This is a genomic window from Aeromonas sp. Y311-2 (assembly GCF_027706025.1).
GTDB lineage: Bacteria > Pseudomonadota > Gammaproteobacteria > Enterobacterales > Aeromonadaceae > Aeromonas > Aeromonas veronii.
Genome location: NZ_JAPDCL010000013.1, coordinates 59772 through 75599, shown reverse-complemented (window position 1 = coordinate 75599; position 15828 = coordinate 59772). Strand labels below are relative to the sequence as shown.

The following is a 15828-nucleotide window of genomic DNA, read 5'->3' as shown; positions in this document are numbered from 1 at the left end:
GGCTTAAAAGGTTGTCATTTGGGGTTGATTGATAGACCGAGAGTAAGTATCACAGACTGATTATTAAGTGTTTTTTTGATCTTGATCAAATGTAAAAGTGTGCATCCTTGTGTGGTTCGCGGTTGTGAATGGGCCTGCTACTGGTTAGGCGGCAGCATGGAAATGTGCCGTGTAAGAAATAGGTCCGCTCTTGCGGACCTATTCTATTATCGAGAGTGTTTTGCGATTAGACCAACCTGGGCATTTATATAGTCCACACGTAACTGTATTTCATGTGCGATCAGTCGCGTATCACTATCATGAGCTAATGCAAACCGTGTATAGGATGATAACCGTTTTCCACTTCCATCTGTCGCCTTCCAACGTAGATAAAATCTTCCATAGCTGCGATGTATAATAATGACCAATGGTAACTTTCCTCGTAGTCGATTATTAAGCTCTTCAACTGCATCTGAGAGGATTTTCTTGATCTGGTCATCATCCATTAACACGAGTAAGTTTAAGGTATTATCGTTACCTTCAAGCATCACACTACTTCTGTAGCTTTTGCCTCCGTGATTTCCGTTTCAACATAGGCGTCAGAAGGGTTGTTATTTCTGTCTGAAACACTATGGATTTCTGGAGCGAACTCATGACGAACCTCCCCTTTGAAGTGGCCTTCCGTTGGTACAATGCCAATGGCGGTGTAGCGCTCTTCTGCAATGCGGGCACGTTCATTATTGGCTGCGACATCATCACGGGTGACTGGTGTGTGTCGATAAGAAGCGGCGCGTGAGATCAATGCGCGGCAGCTACGCATTACATCTCTTACATAGGCCGCTTTGGCATTCGGAGTAATCAATGCAATGTGACTTGCAAGCATCACCAATCTGACAAATGCATCGATTTCAAGAACAGCATAGAGGAACTGATAGTATAGTTGGCTTCCACTTCTAACCTGATACACCATCGGCTGCACGGAAAATGATTCCGATGAGCTGAAATTTTCAGGTACTCTGCCTTTCATGTGATTGATGAGCGCGTCGCGCTTAATTTTGATCTCATTCCGCAGTTCGGACACCGCAGTCCACACTACATCAAACCAGTAATCGGCATATGGATTGTCGAGCTTGATGTCCCCTTCGAGCAGCATCATGCTCTGTGCCAACATGGTGAGGTTGTGTGGGGTGAATTTTTTACGTTGAGCCGGGTCTTCAATTCCGTCGTTGTCCGACTCACGTTTTTTTCCTGTGAAAAGAGCAGCACCCTCGTAGGTGTGAATCTCGATCTTGATTTGAGATCTGAGTCGACCCAGTTCGTTCAGCATGTTACTGGAGTTGCTCTCATCACTGAGAGCGCCAAGTAAAAGTTTGCTATTCATATTCATATATATCTCCATTTCACGTTAGATTATGACATCTACTGCTGCACAAATTTGGCTGGCCATCGTCTTGATGGCCGGATTAATTGCGATGTTTAGGTTCATCCCCTGACACTCATTCTCACAACGCCTCACATCTGATTGTGTCCATCTTGCAAGCTGGCCCATGAATGGTCCAATGTGCTGGCCGGCCTGCTTTAGAAGCATTTCTTGATCCTCATCGTCTTCGTAAAACTCAACAATGAACCTCACTATTTGCGTGAATAGATCAACTGGCGCCAGTGAGTTGAAGTTGGACTGATACAAATTCATTGCATGTACGATGAGGCCCTCAAGCTTAGGGTTCATTTTCACTAGAGGTCTGCCTGGCGAGTTATGGGTGCCCATCCATGCAATCGCGGTTGCTGGTGTCTTGGTGATGAGTTTGATTTTTTTTCTGTTCATTTTGAGCAGAGTGAGCAACTGCTGTGTTCTGATGTCTTCGTTCAGCTGTTCTGCAGACTCACCAATTATCATGGCGATATCTGGTGACAATGATATGTGATGTGGTTCAATCTGTGTCGCTAGATAACCTAGTCTTGCGGGGTTGGTTCGACAGAATTTTACCACCTCAATTAGTTCATCCTTCGTGATTTGGCAGACATCAGCGAGCATGAAACAGTTGGTGAATTCGCTAGTAATGATGTGCAGAAGGAGCGCACTAGGATATCTCGCATCCGTGAACTCATGTTTGGCTGGTATGCCGTTCCTGATCGCAGCCAGAACGCCGCTAAGATCGATAGTGCCAAAACATCCACTCGGGTCATTATAAATGTCATCGAGCACGCGTCGTCGATTTTGCAAAGCCCTTATCCAAAATTTGGGGTTGCAATAATGCTCGAGACCATAACCATTCAGGTTGTGGGTGAATGGTGCGGCATACGATCTGTTGAGGATAGAGTGTTTGATGATCTCTGTTAGGAGCTCCCCACAACAGAATGCCATTTCATCGTATTTATATGACATTGGAATGACCTTCCTCTCCCTGAAGTCCCTGCAAAGAAAAACGTCTAATCAGACGAAAAAGAACACTATATCTAGCATGGACATGGTTGTTATTCGAGTGGTCTATCAGACAAATCATGGCTGCGTTAGCCCATGCTGCTCGGGAAATTCCAAAGCGACACTGAATGGCCTCTGCTAGTTCATCCTCGTCACGATAGCTATTGCGAAGAGCGATCTTGTCAAGGCCAAATGCCAGAGACTCACTGCGTGTAGATTGAGCTCCACATAGTAGGAGTGGTATAGCTCTTATCATCTGCTCCTTGCTTTCAATGCTGCGCATATCAACTGCAAAACCACCATGTGTTATGGCAGACACTTTGAATTTAAAGATGTCACCAATGGCAGTCGCTGTTTGAAATATCGCATCATTGAGGAAGGACTGGTCTTGTATAGACTCAAGAATTTCCTGTGGAGCTGATGTGAGAGTGATAGATGGTGAGCGGCGAAGAAGATGTGCAATAGCCATGGGCTCTGTATATCCCTCAATTGGGCTCTGAGGATTGTTATCCCATTCACTTTCACCATTACACACTTGCGAAAGAAGTCCAGCCACTTGCTTTATGTCCATGGCTAAGGCGTTGCGGAGGCGGTCTGCACCGAAGGAGACAACACTGTTCCAGCTCACTCGGTAGTCACGAATAAATCGCTTTGATGACGCCAAAACATCTGCTAACCGCTCTGGGATTTCAACCGGGATTTCCATGCTGGTTGAACCATATAGTGCAGAGATTGCCAGTAAGCGTTCGCCACCATCCAGCCGTTTAAGGTCTATTTCTGTTTCATTTTCCGCCATGTTTATTCCTCGCCAATCACCACAAAATTTGTGCTTTTTTTTTTACAACACCTATCCGATGTCGCTCAGAGTTATGAATCTATTTGCATTGCTATAGTCAAGGTCAAGTTGCAGTGCACGCGTACTCTCGCTGCTAAAAACCATGACATGGAAGTTCCCAGAGCGCCTCATCCCTACGATATCTGCTTGGATCATTGTCCCGCCAATGATTGAACGCTCAAACGTGAAATGTGTGGCTAATGAGTGCTGTAGTTTCGATACCATGGCTCGTCGTGATGAGGCATCCTGGTCTCTGATGCCTCGAGATTGATCAAGGTATTTGAAGAATACCGCGGGACTTACAATGGCAAGTCGGTTGCCACTCACAATGTGAACTTCCCCCCCTTTGGCATTCACAGGCATGGTTGCTGTGATGATCTGAGCTCTAAACCACTCAATGAAATTACTGGCAACATCGGATCTTGTCTCTCCAGTGCCAGAAGGTTTTTCTTTGGTGATTTGGGGTCTATTTGTCATGTATTCCTTGTAACTATCCCCTTCGACTTGCATGGTCAATGGGTACACAAAACTGTTGTGCTCCTCGATGTCGATTGTATGTTCATCAGGAGAATCACTTCCTTTACCTTCCTCCCGAATTTGAACATTAGCACTTGCGCCGGAGACTCTGTTTCGGTCACTTGTTGAATTCTCTATCTGGGTGGTTTGAACCACTTCAGAGGTGGTTGATCGCGTTTTTTGATGTGCAGCAAGTGTAGAGCTAGGTCCCATTGAGGAACCTGATAAGGATTTTTCACTCACATTTTTTGATGAACCATTCTGCTGAATGGGAGTGTGCTGTTCCTGTCTGTTCGGGACGGAAATACTTTTGGAAGATGATTGCTCACTGGTTGTGGCGTTAGGAGGTGTTTGCGCTTCGCCAGTAGAAATTTGGTGATGATACTGTTCTGCTACGGACGGACAAAGAAGTCTACCTGGATAAACTGGAAGTGACAGTTCCGGGTCAATCACCTTGCGTTTGATGAGAATCACGGCGAGCGGTTTTTGATTTTGACTAAACATAAGAGAGTGCATCGCTTTCCCTGCTGAGTTAGGGATTAGCATGCCGTTGTCACCCATGGTGTCATAAATTAGGCTAGTGTTTTCTGGTAGAAACTGACTTTCTGAACCAAGGGAGGATCGGATACATTCGGTGAAGCGGGGTGATACGCAAGCTACAAATTGCTGAGAAACCCAATACGGCGAACCTTTTTTATTCGGCTCGAAGTCGCGCATAGATAGCAGAATGCCCTTAAGCGCTAGTGCATGTATTTGTGGTTTCTTAGCAAGGGAGTTGTCTGCAGATGCCTGAGCAGAAGTAGTCACAGGGGCATCGAGCATCGCATCACTGGTCGATTGGGAATCGCACTCTATGACGCATCTACCGATATTCCCCCCCAGATCCATGGCCTTTCCACCGATGGTGGCTAACCACTCATTACGGATGACCGGTTTTTTCCAAATCCAGCCCAATGCAGCTTCCGGCATGATCTGGAATACCAGGGGTAGGCCTGCGGCCTCATGAATGCCATGTTGCCGGCGGTCATTATGCCTGTAGATATATTTGGTACCTATAGGCATAGGTCCTTTGTGCGGCAGCCAAGGGATTTTTTCCTCGCCGTTCACCATGACAATATCGACATCCGTCATGAGCTTGCCTATGTCATGCAGAGCACCGGCTGAGGTCATTGCGTAGATATATAGTGCTTGCCATTGGGAGATCTGTTCTTCTCCATCAGCGATATAGAGAAAGCGTCCCGCAATTCGGGCAGAGTAAACGGCAACCTCAATACTGTGCTCAAGTAGACCACCAAGATGGGAATGGTGATGGCGTTCACTGGCTGGGATGTGCTGGCACCACCGAGCAAGATTACGAAAAAGCTCCATATATAAGAGGTTGAATCTTGCCTCATCCAGTTGTGTGAATGCGATCAAGCTTTGCAGCATTGGCAAATGAGGTTCGAGTAGAGCGTCGGGGCTTTCTACCTTGAGCGCGGAACGGTTTAGTGCAGTCGCTCGTGTTGTTGGTTCTGCACTTGCGGCCTGTTCTCTGGCTGCTTTTTGTCTGGATGACGATTTGAACCAGCTGAGCACGCGTGCTTCTCCTTGCTTGCGATTAAAATGGTTTTCCAGACCTCAATAACTCTCGGGTCTGGTTCTTTCATCACCTTCTTTAACACTGGCGATGGGTGTATCCTGCCTGCGAATTTGTAGAGCGGCTCTGCGTTGGGATTCCAGCTATCGTCATTGCTATAGAAGCTCAGCCGGCCAACAGAGCAACGTTCGATTGCTCTTTCAACCTCATGTTCTGGTGTTTCAGCTGCGTCGAGGCAGTGGTTTGCGACAAGCAGCATTGGTAATTCATTTTGTGGGGCCATCGTAGTTGGTGTTGTCGAATCGAAGATCGCAAAGTGCGCTGAAAAATCGCGGATTGCCATGTAGAGAATCTTGATGTTTGGCTCCAGAGCGAGGTTCAATAACTCTCTTCCTCCAAGGAACTCGTACAGCTGTCCCCAAGGGTTTACTGCTTTTTCTTTGACCAACTCAACGTCCCCCCAGAATTTTTGTGGCATTATCTACTAGGTGGTGTCGATAAAATGGCAATAAAAAAGGAGGGGGGTTTTTATGGCGGGAACGTGGATTGTGCGAGGGGGGTCATTGCAGCCAATTAGGAGGCTAGAAAACCCAACCATCCTGCACCCTGATCATCGTGACTCTCATGAGACGCAAGAGCTACTGGCTAATCTCCATCACAATAAATTTTGGTTATTGTGTGGGTGCAAGAAGCCTGATGCCAGAATGTTTGTGCGGCAAATATCTGAAGAACGCTATGTGTTGGTCAATCATCACGAGCACGGTAAGCATGATCAATATTGCCCGCTAATGACCGTCCTTAGTGGCGAATCATCTGATGTCTGTGGGCCCAATGCCAGTGATAACTCTTCTACCCTGAAGCAGGCAGAATACCGCTTACTAAGTCCATATCGACAGATTGATCTCTTGGCGTTAGATGGTGATGTCATTGATGAAGAAAGTGCGCTGAAGGCTGCCGCGCTTGAAGAATTAGGCGTTGTGCCTGCAGAGGTAGAGAAATCTAAGCGGCCACCGTCAGTAAGCCCTGCGCAAAAGGTAGACATGTTGTTCAAGCTACTTTGGCAACTGATGGATGACTCATTTTGCACATATAGGCATCATCGCCAAAAATTATCCATTCCCTCACTTCAGATGAAAATGAGGGCTGCAGCATTCCCCCTGAATCTCAAAAGCTTCGGTAGCTTGCAGCAGTTCACGTTTGTCGGTGAGCAGGGTTTAGATATGCTGTTAGGGCAGTTGAATAGAGCACATAAGCGAGATCCAAAGAAACGCCACCAGTTTTTATTTCTGTGCGTTATCTCTGATTACACCCTGGCATCTGGTGCGGCTTCATGCATGCTGCTTGATGGCTCTGCACTTATGCTGGGGCAAGCCAAAAAACCTCCTCTCTTGTTGAATGGAATGCAGTCCGGAGATGGTCCATTCATGCTTGCTGCAATTTACGGTTATGAGAAGCCGACCGATGAGGGGCCCAGTGTGCTGCGGTGGGCGTTACAACCACTTGCAAGTAAGGATACCTTGTTGCCTGTGGCAAGTTGGCCGGAACGGCTGATTGCTATCGAAATGTCGAGGAGTCTAGATGAGCTGGATCCAAACCTGACCACTCGCTGTCAGTTCTGGTTGCATAAGCCAGTGTTGCCAATGGTTGATCGTATGACCGGGGTTTGGCTACAACCAGTCATGTCATTGATGGCGAAAGACTCGCGAGGGGAGCGTTGTCGAGTCGCATATCGGCTGCAGGGGGAGGGGGATAACATTGAAGCATATCGTCGGACCTTCGAGCATGTCCACACGTTGGATTTGGATTCCCCTAGCACGTTGGCGAAATCGTGCAGAGATATGTTTGTGATTGGAAAGGGGGTTGTTGACCAGCACTACCAAAAGCTGGATAAGGAGCTCGCCGAGCATGAAGCGATGGAGGTGCAAAAAAAAATTGGTTACCGCATGCAGAATAGGGAGTTGGAAGTGCGTCAAGAGCTTGAGCTCTCAGCAAACAATAATGATGCTAATTTTCCCCAACAGCCGTTGCTTGAGATCGTGCCAGACTATGATGAGGTCCCGCGGCAAGAGGATTGGGAGCCAGACCCATTGGGACGGCTGCATGAGTGACGCCATTTCATTTCAGGCCAACCATTAAGTCCGGGCCAACACCAAAACATCAAGACCTTTGGCCTTGATGTTTTGTATTTAGAGCCTCGGACTTATGTGTGATGCGTCACACCTTGTGAGTTGAAAGCCCGTAATCCATTTCACAGGCTGAGTTACTGCTCGCTGGTGCTCTTGTCGAGGAGTCGCCCGGATAGGTACAGCACAGCGAGAAAGGCATGGAAGGCAACGAACGGTATCCATTGCAGCCGAGACAGATACAACACCTGTTCAAACTCTGCCTGAGTCAGGTCGGCACTGGGTAGGGATAGGCCATATGTAACGGTCAAGGCGCCGCATAGGTAGGCATAGCCGAAAGCCGCTTCAACACCAACTACGGCTAGAAATATGATGATCCTCTTAACGGTTTTTCGGTTCATACATCCCCCCAAGCGACCCACCAAAAGTGCCGCCAGCATAGCCGGTAGAGCTGCCTGCGTGGCCTGCTGTTCCGGCCGAACTCTCCATCGCCTGCTCTTCTAGGCTCTCCTGGCCTGGCGCCCATCCCTTGGCGTTTGGCACCCATCCTTTCATCTGTTCGGTGACCTCTATCGCCCTCATGTCAGCAACATCGCCGCTGACTTTCTGCATATACCTCATCAGCGAGCCCGGGATCGTGAAGTCTTCGCTATAGGTGAACCCGATAAGGTTGCGGTCAAAGATCCTCGAGCCACCAAATCGGATGGCCTTTACTGAGTGCGTGGTGCAGTTGTTGCCGGTCAGGTCGTACTGGTCGATCACCTTCCCGAACTGGCGGGTCATTGTCCCTCTTGGGTTGATGCTGGTTTTGCCGCTGTCCGTGTAGATGCCGGATAGGTAGCCGTCTATCAGGATCTTGTCTGCGTCCAGCACCTTGAATACCCTGGCTTGCATCCTATACAGCTGCTCTCCCAAGTAGTCGCGTGATGCCCAGTTGTCGGACATGCGCAGCAAGACGCCCTCGCCAACCATGGGGTTGCCTTGACCTATATCTCCATATCGGCCGTATGTGTAAACAGTAGCCTTGCCGTTGCTATGGATGGATAAGAAGGAGTGGCCAGCGGCGATACTCTCCACCCATAGAAACACGCCATCAGCAACAGTGATCGCCTCGGGCTTGCACTGTTGCGCTGGAGATGTGGTCAGCTGGTCAATGAGGTGTTGCGGTAACTCTGGCAACCTGGAGCTCTTGGCACTGGCGTCAGTCCATCCAGCTGGGGTTGTGTCCCACTTTGCGAGCCTCCCACGGCAGGCGGGGCAATTACATCCTGTCATCTGCATTTCCCTAGCATTTAGTTTATGGGGTTATTCTGTCATGCGGGGTCAAGCGAAACAAACCTACTGACTTTCTCGGCGACTCAACATGGGTCACCTCTGAATTCGGAAATTAAAGCACGTTTGGGCTTACACCCCAACTGGGTCGATCCCCGGCTGGGGCTCAGGCTGGAGGGCCATGATCGCCTCCCGTCCGCATGGCCGGTGTGGAAAAAAAGGGTGACCCTGGTGGATGTGGCCATGACGTAGCGGCGTCATCACGCATGAAAAGAGCCTATGTGTGCAACTGAGCCCGACTACCCCAGGACAACTACCGCGGGAAGAACGTGCTCAGCTGCAGAACTGGCCTGTGATCGGGGCGTTGGCCAGCAGTGTGCGGCTGACAGTGCAGGAGCTGGGGATGACCGCTTGGGTCTCCGAGAATGGCCCTGTTTTTGGAACAAAAAAAACCACCGTCATCACAATAGGTGAATGACGGTGGTTTTTTATGCTTTAACTGCGGGCTTTGATCCGTAACGTTTGGGCGCGTTTTGCTGCAGCCACATTTTCTTGGCAGATATACCAGAAGCGACCAGCGCCGATTAGGCCGATTACTTCCAAGCCTAAGATGATGTCAATAAAGTTGATGTCGAACATATGTTTTTTCCTTGGCCAAGTGGCCGGGTTGGTGTTGCCCGAATGGGCGGGTTGGATGTTGGCAGCCGCATGAAGCGGAACAGGCTGGTTATGCCAAGGCCTGTCAACGCTCTCTCAAAGAGAGAACGGTTTGGTTTGTGAGCAGTTTGGGGTAACGGAAGCACACAAACCAAACGTGGCATCTTGAAACGAAAAACGCAGCCAATGGCTGCGCTTTTTGAGGTTACTCCGCTGCATTTATGCATGGTGCTTTGCGGGGATGCCGAAGGAGAATAAGCACTCGAATGTAAATTATCGCATCTTAGGATCTGAAGCAATCACTGGTGTTCAGTTGCCCTTGATCGTTGACACAATTCTTTTCATAAACCCTGGTTCTTCTTGTGCTTCCTGCACGGGAGCTGCTGGAATGTGTCGATCACGGTCGCGTTCTGCTCGCTCTAAGGCGGCTCGGTAGCTGATACTGCCGCGCATAAATCCAATTAAGCCGTTGTAGCTCAGGCAGAAGGCCTGACACAACCTGCGGCTGGTTTCATGCTTGTCTTTGGGTGAGCGGTTGTGGGTTAAGAGTCCCATGAACTGCAGGTCTTTCTCGCTGGGTTCTTCCGGAATGACAATGCCTGTTGGTGGTGTGATCTCGAAGACTTCAAGGATGGCCTTCTCTGGTGAATAGCCCATGTCGAGAACCAGTTGGCGTAAACGGCTAATGTTTTGCCGAGCTCGTTCGGCTCGACGGTCTGCTTCGAGCATTTCGCGGCGAGTAGCATCCATTCCAGGTGTGCAGAGGGTTGTGGCGGTAATCGGTTTGATGTTGACCGCAAGATAGCCTTTTGCAACGGAACGTGCACTGAACTCGACGATCATGCCAACGGCGGGAGAATCCTCGCCTAGCCAGTTTGGGGGGGTGATGAAGTATTCATTACCGGTCATGTCGGCAATGGTACCGATAGGTCCTGCCTCAGCTATCGATGTGCCAACGATGAAACCACGGAGAGGGCCGAATGCGATGCTCATTGTTTGTTTTCCTCATAAAGCCAGATCCGCGAGATAAGCGGCTCGTTGGCGGTTGATTTTGTTTGCCGTGGGGCGCGTTTTTGGGTGATATCGTAATCCTTCAAGTTGCCAATCTTCACTTTCTGGCCACCAAGGATTAGGACCGGGGTTGATGCAACCTGCATGCGGCGGCTGTTCCCTTCCACCAGCCAGGCTTGTGGATGCACCGGTTGAGGGCGGCGGATCACAAGTCGAGCGTCTTCATGCAGGGGAGTTAAGAGTCTGAGCTCATCATTGAGTTTATCGACCCAAGATGCCTGGTCGATCACATGGCGAGGTGGTGACTCTTGTGATGCTCTGAGCATTCCAATGATCTGCTGTTTTGTGACCCGCTGCATGACGGTTTTGTGGGCCCAGCAAAATGAAATTGAACGGAGAGTTTCGTTCGCTGTTGTAATTTGCCGGTAGAGCTGCAGAGTGATCAGCATGGGAAACATGTTGGGACCCCGCAAAAACTCATAGCGAGCGCTGTGGCTACCAATGATCGATTCGGAATTCGTCACCAAATTCCTAAAGGTCTGTCGATCGGAGTTGATAGCAGTAATGATACCGGCGAGCTCTTCGTTATGTCTCGAATTAATCTGGACTGCGCCAGGGAGCCGGTATACTAGGCGAGTGTTCTCTTCTGCCCCGGCAAACAGGTGGCCCCATGCATGCTGAGCCGCGTGTAAGGCTTCAGCTCCATGTGAAGGTGCTACGCCAATGAACTGTGTATCTTGGCGGGTATCGATATCAGGATCGTCGGGGGGGAGGGCATAGGCACTTGCCTGGATAAGATCTTTTTTGTCCAGGTAGTCGCGCAGCATGGACAGCAATTGATGTTGTCGTTGCATCAGGGTGCGTAACTGCGCAGCCAGTTCATATTTGTCCATGGGCGTTCCATAACGGTGGTCAGGTGTTGCTATTATGACCAATGCAATGTCATTTCTCAACCAACATGCCTATGGGGTATTGTTTAGCCGCCATCCCGAAGGGATGGCGGCAAGTAACTGGTGACTTGGTTTATTCTTACCGGCAGCTCCTTTACCTCTGAAAACCCGCTTATCTAACTCCTGCTGTGCCGCGCCACGCGCAAAGAGAAAGGGGAAGAAAAAGAAGAGAGAGAGAGAAAAAAGAGATCCTTACAGAGACCCCGGGGTTTCCGGAAGTAACACCAGTTTTGCAGGTTGGTGGTGTTTTGGGGTTAGGGAATATAAGCATGTTGGTTGAGGTTTGTGATTTGGAGTGCAAGCATAGATGTTTCATAATCCTCTGAACTACCGACCATAACCATGGAATACCGGCATGACTGAATCCTCCTCACCATCAGTCCAATATCTCAGTATCCAACGATGCAAGCGGGTGTTCTGGCACCAAGATCGCCACCTTCTACGTTGTGCCGATATGCTTAGTGCATCCACGATCGAGTTGTTCGGCCTCGAGCCATTGCTAGTTATTGGGCTTATTTCATCAGGCCAGCCTAAGTCGATCATTCGTTATTGCCGGGCTAGCAGTCCAATCCACCTTGGCCAATTCATCATAGAGTCATGGGCCCTTGATGGTACTCCTGAGCGACTATTGATTGATAAGAGGTTACGGGAAGTCTTAGAACCTAGCTTTCTAACGTGGTTATCTGAATCAATCATCTGGCAGTGGTCAGATGGCAACAGACAATTTTCAGCAAAGTGCAGAGTCCTTCAAGAGTTTCCTGATGTCTCAATTCCCCTTTCAGATGCCGAGCATGGGCCTAGCTTGAAGGTCAGCGATCTAGACTCATGGCAACATTTGCAGTCGATGAGCACACCAGGGAAACCAATTACTACTATTTTCCCTGAGTCTTTCGGCTGGGATCCGTTACACCGCCAACTTTTCTGCCACACAAGTAATGACGTGGATGCAAGTAAGCTTGAGTGGGTTGAGAATGAGCCAAACCCATATTTTTGGTCATTTGGTTTTGCACAAGTTGGCCTGGAGACTTCCAACCATCAGGAATGGAATGGTATGGATTGGTCAAGTGTGCAGCGATCGCTGAAATTACTTGTGGAGGGCCACCCATTTGGCGATATCGCCATAGCATCAGAATTCGGGCTATCAAGAACCGCACTCTACAAAAAAATTAGCAAGTGCGAACCATGTGAGCCATTCATTGAATCAATATGCCACATGTTGGGAATTCGTCTGATTTACGATATTCAGATGCTGGTCTTCTTTCAGCCGATAATTTTCCACAAGCCTCCTACAGCAACAACAGCATCACTTGAAGAACTTGTCGACTTTCTTTGTATCAATGATCTTATTTGGTTGAATTCAGCAACGAACATGGAATTCAAACATCCCGCAATAGCAGTAAGCCTTGATGAACTTTGCCCAATTATTCTACATTTTGATCCCCACAAACTGAGTGCAGCTAAAGGGCCACTGGTAAGTCCATTAGGTGAGTTAGTGAAACAGAAGCCTGTAATTGTTAGTGATGGGCTCTATCAAGCTTTACTTGAATGCAGTGGATACCAATCAGGCTCTATCCAAAAAGAATGCATTTTATATGCGTCATCGTTATTGCTAACTACATTACGCACGGACCTTAATAAACGATTAACTCAGACGAACTAACCGTTAGGCTTGAATTTAATCGAGCAATCCTATTGCAGTTCACATAAATATTGCGGTAATGTTTATACCGCTGCCTAACACTCTAAATCCACAGTTCTCACAGGGCTTAACACAGCATCGAGGGTCAGGCAGCAACCCCCCTTTCTTGAGAACCTCATCTCAATCATAGGCCAATGTAATGACTCAACATTTAGTCCAAGATCTCGATCTTACATATCTATCTCCCCCCGTACTGGCTGCGGCTAGAAATTTCGCTGATTTAAAGTATGAAGTCGATGTCGCAGGTCGGCGCTGTCCATCCGATCTCCCTAATGATTTGCATGGAAGATTGAGTGGTGGGGAGTATGATGGGCCTTATGGCGGCGAAACATTTATAAATAACATTTTACCATTCATGCCTTTCGCTCCTAACATTAACTATGAAGAATTAGGTGTTAAATACGCCCCAATATCGAATACATTAGGGTGTAGCTGGCGGTGGTGGCCAGATAACTGCAAAGGCGATGAAGAACATATAATATCTCAAATTACATCTGCTGAATATGGCAAGGATGCCTATTATTATTTCATCAGAGAATTAGGAATCATTTATGCTAGTGAAGGAAAAAATAGAGTTAACTTTTGCAGGCACCATAAAATTGAAAAGATCCCCGTAAGTGTCAAGCTGTTTCACTATCCTGCAGCAAATTCAATTGCAGTATATTACGTTAACAGTCCTATTGGTACTGAGGTGATCGCTGTACTAAATGGTCAATACCTACAAAGAATCAATCATATTGATTATGCGCTTCCATTGCTGAATGCCTATGGCGTGAAGGTCTATACAGAATGGCCAACGCGATTTCCATCATTTGAAATGATCTATCAACATGCATATTATGCTAAAGTAAACGAAATTTTTAGTGCTCACACTATCGATTTAGCTAAAGTTCACACTAGAGAATCATCTCACTCATCTAAACAAAAGGGGTTTCTCCATATATTACTGGGTGCATTATTAAAATAGGTTCCGCAATGTAATTTACATACAGCGCCAGCTCACATTGCCCCCTCAAGGTATCGAGCCATCGGGCCACCAACAATAATAATGGGAAGGATGACAAGGAATAGGCCTGACTCTGGTGACAACCATCCTACCGCCTGCAATGATGAGCTATCAGCCAACAAGGAGGCGCCAATGCCCTTCACTGCTATCAGCCTTGCGACGGCCTTAACCATGGAGCCGGCCGAAATATCTGGAGTCATCGACGGGATCCCGGTTAACCCCTCTGAGCCGCCAGCTATAGACATCCCTAACGAGTGCCGTTCATCGGAAGAGCTGATGCTCTGGTGGCGGCAGCCTTATCTTGTATGGAACAAGAGTGGCCACTGGGAAGTAAGATGCCTCGATGGAGGAGCTTGGGATCGCCCCTCGTATCTGGGGCAGAACCAGGCGCTCGCCACGGCCATAGCTCTGGCCACGAAGCCCACTCGTGCTTATGCCATAGGTGAGCTCCAAGCCAAGGAAAACGGACATGCTCTAATGAAGGCCCTTGGGGTAGTGGTATCAACACCAACACCCAGGTGAAGCCTAACAATGAGCCAACGTCTAAAATAAAAAACCCCGCAAACTGCGGGGTTTTTCCTTGCATACAGCCTTATAGGCTTGCATTGGTAATCCCCCCATTTTTTGGAGCACTCAAAAGTAGAGGTCATGCGGCCTGTGCCAAGCGCTGTTTCGGCGTGTAGCCGCCCAGCGCCATATTGGGCCGCTCATGGTTATAAACCCACAGCCAGTTCGTGGCAAATTCCTGTAACTCATTCAGTGACTCAAACAGGTAATGGCCCAACCAGTCGTAACGCACAGTGCGGTTAAATCGCTCTATGTAGGCATTCTGCTGCGGGTTGCCTGGCTGGATATACCTCAGCGCAATCCTCTTCTGCTGCGCCCATTGCTTGAGCTCTTCGCTGATGTATTCCGGACCATTATCACAGCGGATTGCGGCTGGTTTGCCCCGCCACTCGATGACCTGCTCCAGCACCCGTTTGACTCGCGAGGCAGGCAAGGAAAAATCCACCTCGATGCACAGTGCTTCGCGATTGAAGTCATCGATCACATTAAACAACCGCACCGAACGACCATCGCTGAGCTGGTCATGCATAAAGTCCATCGACCAACAGTGATTCGGTTGGTCAGGGACTGCCAACGGCTCCGGCTTGGCCCGCACTAGCCGCTTCTTGGGTTTTATCCGCAGATTGAGCTCTAGCGCCCGATAGATCCGGTAGACCCGCTTGTGGTTCCAGCCAAAGCCTTTGACGTTACGCAGGTACAGGAAGCACAGTCCGAAACCCCAGTTGCGCTGGTTGGCGGTGAGGCGCAGCAGCCAGTCGGCAATTTCCTGGTTTTCATCAGCCAGCACGGGCTGATAACGGTAGCAACCCTCGCTCACCTTGAACACCTGGCAAGCCAGACGGATAGAAATGGCGTAATGAGCCACAGCCTTGGTCGCCATCTCCCTGCGGGCAGATGGCGTCACCACTTTTTTGCCATCGCCTCGGAGATGATCTCAGCCTTTAGGCGCTCCTCGGCATACATCTTCTTAAGGCGACGATTTTCCTCTTCCAGCTCTTTGAGGCGCGCCATGAGAGAGGCATCCATGCCACCGAATTTGGAGCGCCACTTGTAGAAGGTGGCGGAGCTGATGCCATGCTCACGGCAGAGCTCAGGGACGGGTGAACCAGACTCGGCCTGCTTGAGGATGGCGATGATCTGTGCATCGCTAAAGCGTGATGTTTTCATGTAGAACCTCCTGCGTTCAAGATACGAGAAAATTCTACTTATGAGCAC

16 protein-coding genes are annotated in these 15828 nt (G+C 48.8%); 4 read left to right on the top strand and 12 right to left on the bottom strand.

Features of this window, described 5'->3' with window-relative positions; all coding sequences use genetic code 11:
• Nucleotides 1-206: 206 nt before the first annotated feature.
• Genes OKC42_RS13530 through OKC42_RS13505 form a run of 6 tightly spaced genes read right to left on the bottom strand, consistent with a single transcriptional unit; the run spans nucleotide 207 to nucleotide 5776 of the window.
• Nucleotides 207-527 (bottom strand): hypothetical protein, encoded by a 321-nt coding sequence (locus OKC42_RS13530; RefSeq protein ID WP_270820017.1) that lies wholly within the window; start codon nucleotides 525-527, stop codon nucleotides 207-209.
• Complete coding sequence (locus tag OKC42_RS13525) at nucleotides 527-1366, bottom strand: PFL_4669 family integrating conjugative element protein (protein ID WP_270820016.1); 840 nt, start codon at nucleotides 1364-1366, stop codon at nucleotides 527-529. Before OKC42_RS13525 ends, OKC42_RS13530 begins: the two co-directional genes overlap by 1 nt.
• 18 nt (nucleotides 1367-1384) lie before the next feature.
• Nucleotides 1385-2365 (bottom strand): hypothetical protein, encoded by a 981-nt coding sequence (locus OKC42_RS13520; RefSeq protein WP_270820015.1) that lies wholly within the window; start codon nucleotides 2363-2365, stop codon nucleotides 1385-1387.
• On the bottom strand, nucleotides 2355-3197 hold the full coding sequence (locus OKC42_RS13515; RefSeq protein ID WP_270820014.1) for a hypothetical protein: 843 nt from the start codon (nucleotides 3195-3197) through the stop codon (nucleotides 2355-2357). The genes OKC42_RS13520 and OKC42_RS13515 overlap by 11 nt, the downstream gene beginning before the upstream one ends.
• 51 nt (nucleotides 3198-3248) lie before the next feature.
• On the bottom strand, nucleotides 3249-5327 hold the full coding sequence (locus OKC42_RS13510; RefSeq protein ID WP_270820013.1) for a TraI domain-containing protein: 2079 nt from the start codon (nucleotides 5325-5327) through the stop codon (nucleotides 3249-3251).
• Nucleotides 5237-5776, bottom strand: coding sequence for a hypothetical protein (locus tag OKC42_RS13505; protein ID WP_270820012.1), 540 nt, complete (start codon nucleotides 5774-5776; stop codon nucleotides 5237-5239). The genes OKC42_RS13510 and OKC42_RS13505 overlap by 91 nt, the downstream gene beginning before the upstream one ends.
• 82 nt (nucleotides 5777-5858) lie before the next feature.
• On the opposite strand from OKC42_RS13505, the gene OKC42_RS13500 reads away from it, so the two are divergent.
• A complete protein-coding gene (locus tag OKC42_RS13500; RefSeq protein ID WP_270820011.1) occupies nucleotides 5859-7436 on the top strand; it encodes a hypothetical protein in 1578 nt (525 codons plus the stop codon).
• Nucleotides 7437-7588: 152 nt separating this feature from the next.
• Here OKC42_RS13500 and OKC42_RS13495 read toward each other — a convergent pair whose 3' ends face one another.
• The 5 genes from OKC42_RS13495 to OKC42_RS13475 all read right to left on the bottom strand — a co-directional run bounded on the left by OKC42_RS13495 (nucleotide 7589) and on the right by OKC42_RS13475 (nucleotide 11284).
• Nucleotides 7589-7852 (bottom strand): hypothetical protein, encoded by a 264-nt coding sequence (locus OKC42_RS13495; RefSeq protein WP_270820010.1) that lies wholly within the window; start codon nucleotides 7850-7852, stop codon nucleotides 7589-7591.
• Nucleotides 7833-8630, bottom strand: coding sequence for a hypothetical protein (locus tag OKC42_RS13490; RefSeq protein WP_270820009.1), 798 nt, complete (start codon nucleotides 8628-8630; stop codon nucleotides 7833-7835). Before OKC42_RS13490 ends, OKC42_RS13495 begins: the two co-directional genes overlap by 20 nt.
• A gap of 588 nt (nucleotides 8631-9218) precedes the next feature.
• Nucleotides 9219-9362 carry a hypothetical protein gene (locus OKC42_RS13485; RefSeq protein ID WP_270820008.1) on the bottom strand — a complete coding sequence of 48 codons (144 nt, stop codon included), beginning with the start codon at nucleotides 9360-9362 and terminating at the stop codon, nucleotides 9219-9221.
• A 327-nt stretch (nucleotides 9363-9689) separates the two neighbouring features.
• Nucleotides 9690-10373: a hypothetical protein gene (locus OKC42_RS13480; RefSeq protein WP_270820007.1), complete on the bottom strand. Its 684-nt coding sequence runs from the start codon at nucleotides 10371-10373 to the stop codon at nucleotides 9690-9692.
• Nucleotides 10370-11284 (bottom strand): DNA replication terminus site-binding protein, encoded by a 915-nt coding sequence (locus tag OKC42_RS13475; RefSeq protein ID WP_270820005.1) that lies wholly within the window; start codon nucleotides 11282-11284, stop codon nucleotides 10370-10372. The genes OKC42_RS13480 and OKC42_RS13475 overlap by 4 nt, the downstream gene beginning before the upstream one ends.
• Before the next feature lie 412 nt (nucleotides 11285-11696).
• Here OKC42_RS13475 and OKC42_RS13470 point away from each other — a divergent pair, with 412 nt between their 5' ends.
• The 3 genes from OKC42_RS13470 to OKC42_RS13460 all read left to right on the top strand — a co-directional run bounded on the left by OKC42_RS13470 (nucleotide 11697) and on the right by OKC42_RS13460 (nucleotide 14568).
• The gene (locus OKC42_RS13470) at nucleotides 11697-13001 is read left to right on the top strand and encodes a hypothetical protein (RefSeq protein ID WP_270820004.1); all 1305 of its coding nucleotides are present in this window, start codon (nucleotides 11697-11699) and stop codon (nucleotides 12999-13001) included.
• 178 nt (nucleotides 13002-13179) lie between these two features.
• On the top strand, nucleotides 13180-14007 hold the full coding sequence (locus OKC42_RS13465; RefSeq protein WP_270820003.1) for a hypothetical protein: 828 nt from the start codon (nucleotides 13180-13182) through the stop codon (nucleotides 14005-14007).
• 171 nt (nucleotides 14008-14178) lie between these two features.
• On the top strand, nucleotides 14179-14568 hold the full coding sequence (locus tag OKC42_RS13460) for a hypothetical protein (RefSeq protein WP_270820001.1): 390 nt from the start codon (nucleotides 14179-14181) through the stop codon (nucleotides 14566-14568).
• 124 nt (nucleotides 14569-14692) lie between these two features.
• On the opposite strand, the gene OKC42_RS13455 is transcribed toward OKC42_RS13460, so the two are convergent.
• Nucleotides 14693-15780 (bottom strand): IS3-like element ISAs22 family transposase gene (locus OKC42_RS13455; RefSeq protein WP_088821966.1). Its coding sequence is split into 2 segments (ribosomal slippage): nucleotides 14693-15528 and nucleotides 15528-15780, totalling 1089 coding nucleotides; the frame shifts between segments, so codons are not numbered across the junction.
• Nucleotides 15781-15828: the final 48 nt, after the last annotated feature.

Bases quoted from the DNA above. Each gene is read 5' to 3' on its own strand.
- OKC42_RS13530 (WP_270820017.1), bottom strand. From the start codon at position 527: ATGCTTGAAGGTAACGATAATACCTTAAACTTACTCGTGTTAATGGAT.
- OKC42_RS13525 (WP_270820016.1), bottom strand. From the start codon at position 1,366: ATGAATATGAATAGCAAACTTTTACTTGGCGCTCTCAGTGATGAGAGC.
- OKC42_RS13520 (WP_270820015.1), bottom strand. From the start codon at position 2,365: ATGTCATATAAATACGATGAAATGGCATTCTGTTGTGGGGAGCTCCTA.
- OKC42_RS13515 (WP_270820014.1), bottom strand. From the start codon at position 3,197: ATGGCGGAAAATGAAACAGAAATAGACCTTAAACGGCTGGATGGTGGC.
- OKC42_RS13500 (WP_270820011.1), top strand. From the start codon at position 5,859: ATGGCGGGAACGTGGATTGTGCGAGGGGGGTCATTGCAGCCAATTAGG.
- OKC42_RS13495 (WP_270820010.1), bottom strand. From the start codon at position 7,852: ATGAACCGAAAAACCGTTAAGAGGATCATCATATTTCTAGCCGTAGTT.
- OKC42_RS13485 (WP_270820008.1), bottom strand. From the start codon at position 9,362: ATGTTCGACATCAACTTTATTGACATCATCTTAGGCTTGGAAGTAATC.
- OKC42_RS13480 (WP_270820007.1), bottom strand. From the start codon at position 10,373: ATGAGCATCGCATTCGGCCCTCTCCGTGGTTTCATCGTTGGCACATCG.
- OKC42_RS13475 (WP_270820005.1), bottom strand. From the start codon at position 11,284: ATGGACAAATATGAACTGGCTGCGCAGTTACGCACCCTGATGCAACGA.
- OKC42_RS13470 (WP_270820004.1), top strand. From the start codon at position 11,697: ATGACTGAATCCTCCTCACCATCAGTCCAATATCTCAGTATCCAACGA.
- OKC42_RS13465 (WP_270820003.1), top strand. From the start codon at position 13,180: ATGACTCAACATTTAGTCCAAGATCTCGATCTTACATATCTATCTCCC.
- OKC42_RS13460 (WP_270820001.1), top strand. From the start codon at position 14,179: ATGCCCTTCACTGCTATCAGCCTTGCGACGGCCTTAACCATGGAGCCG.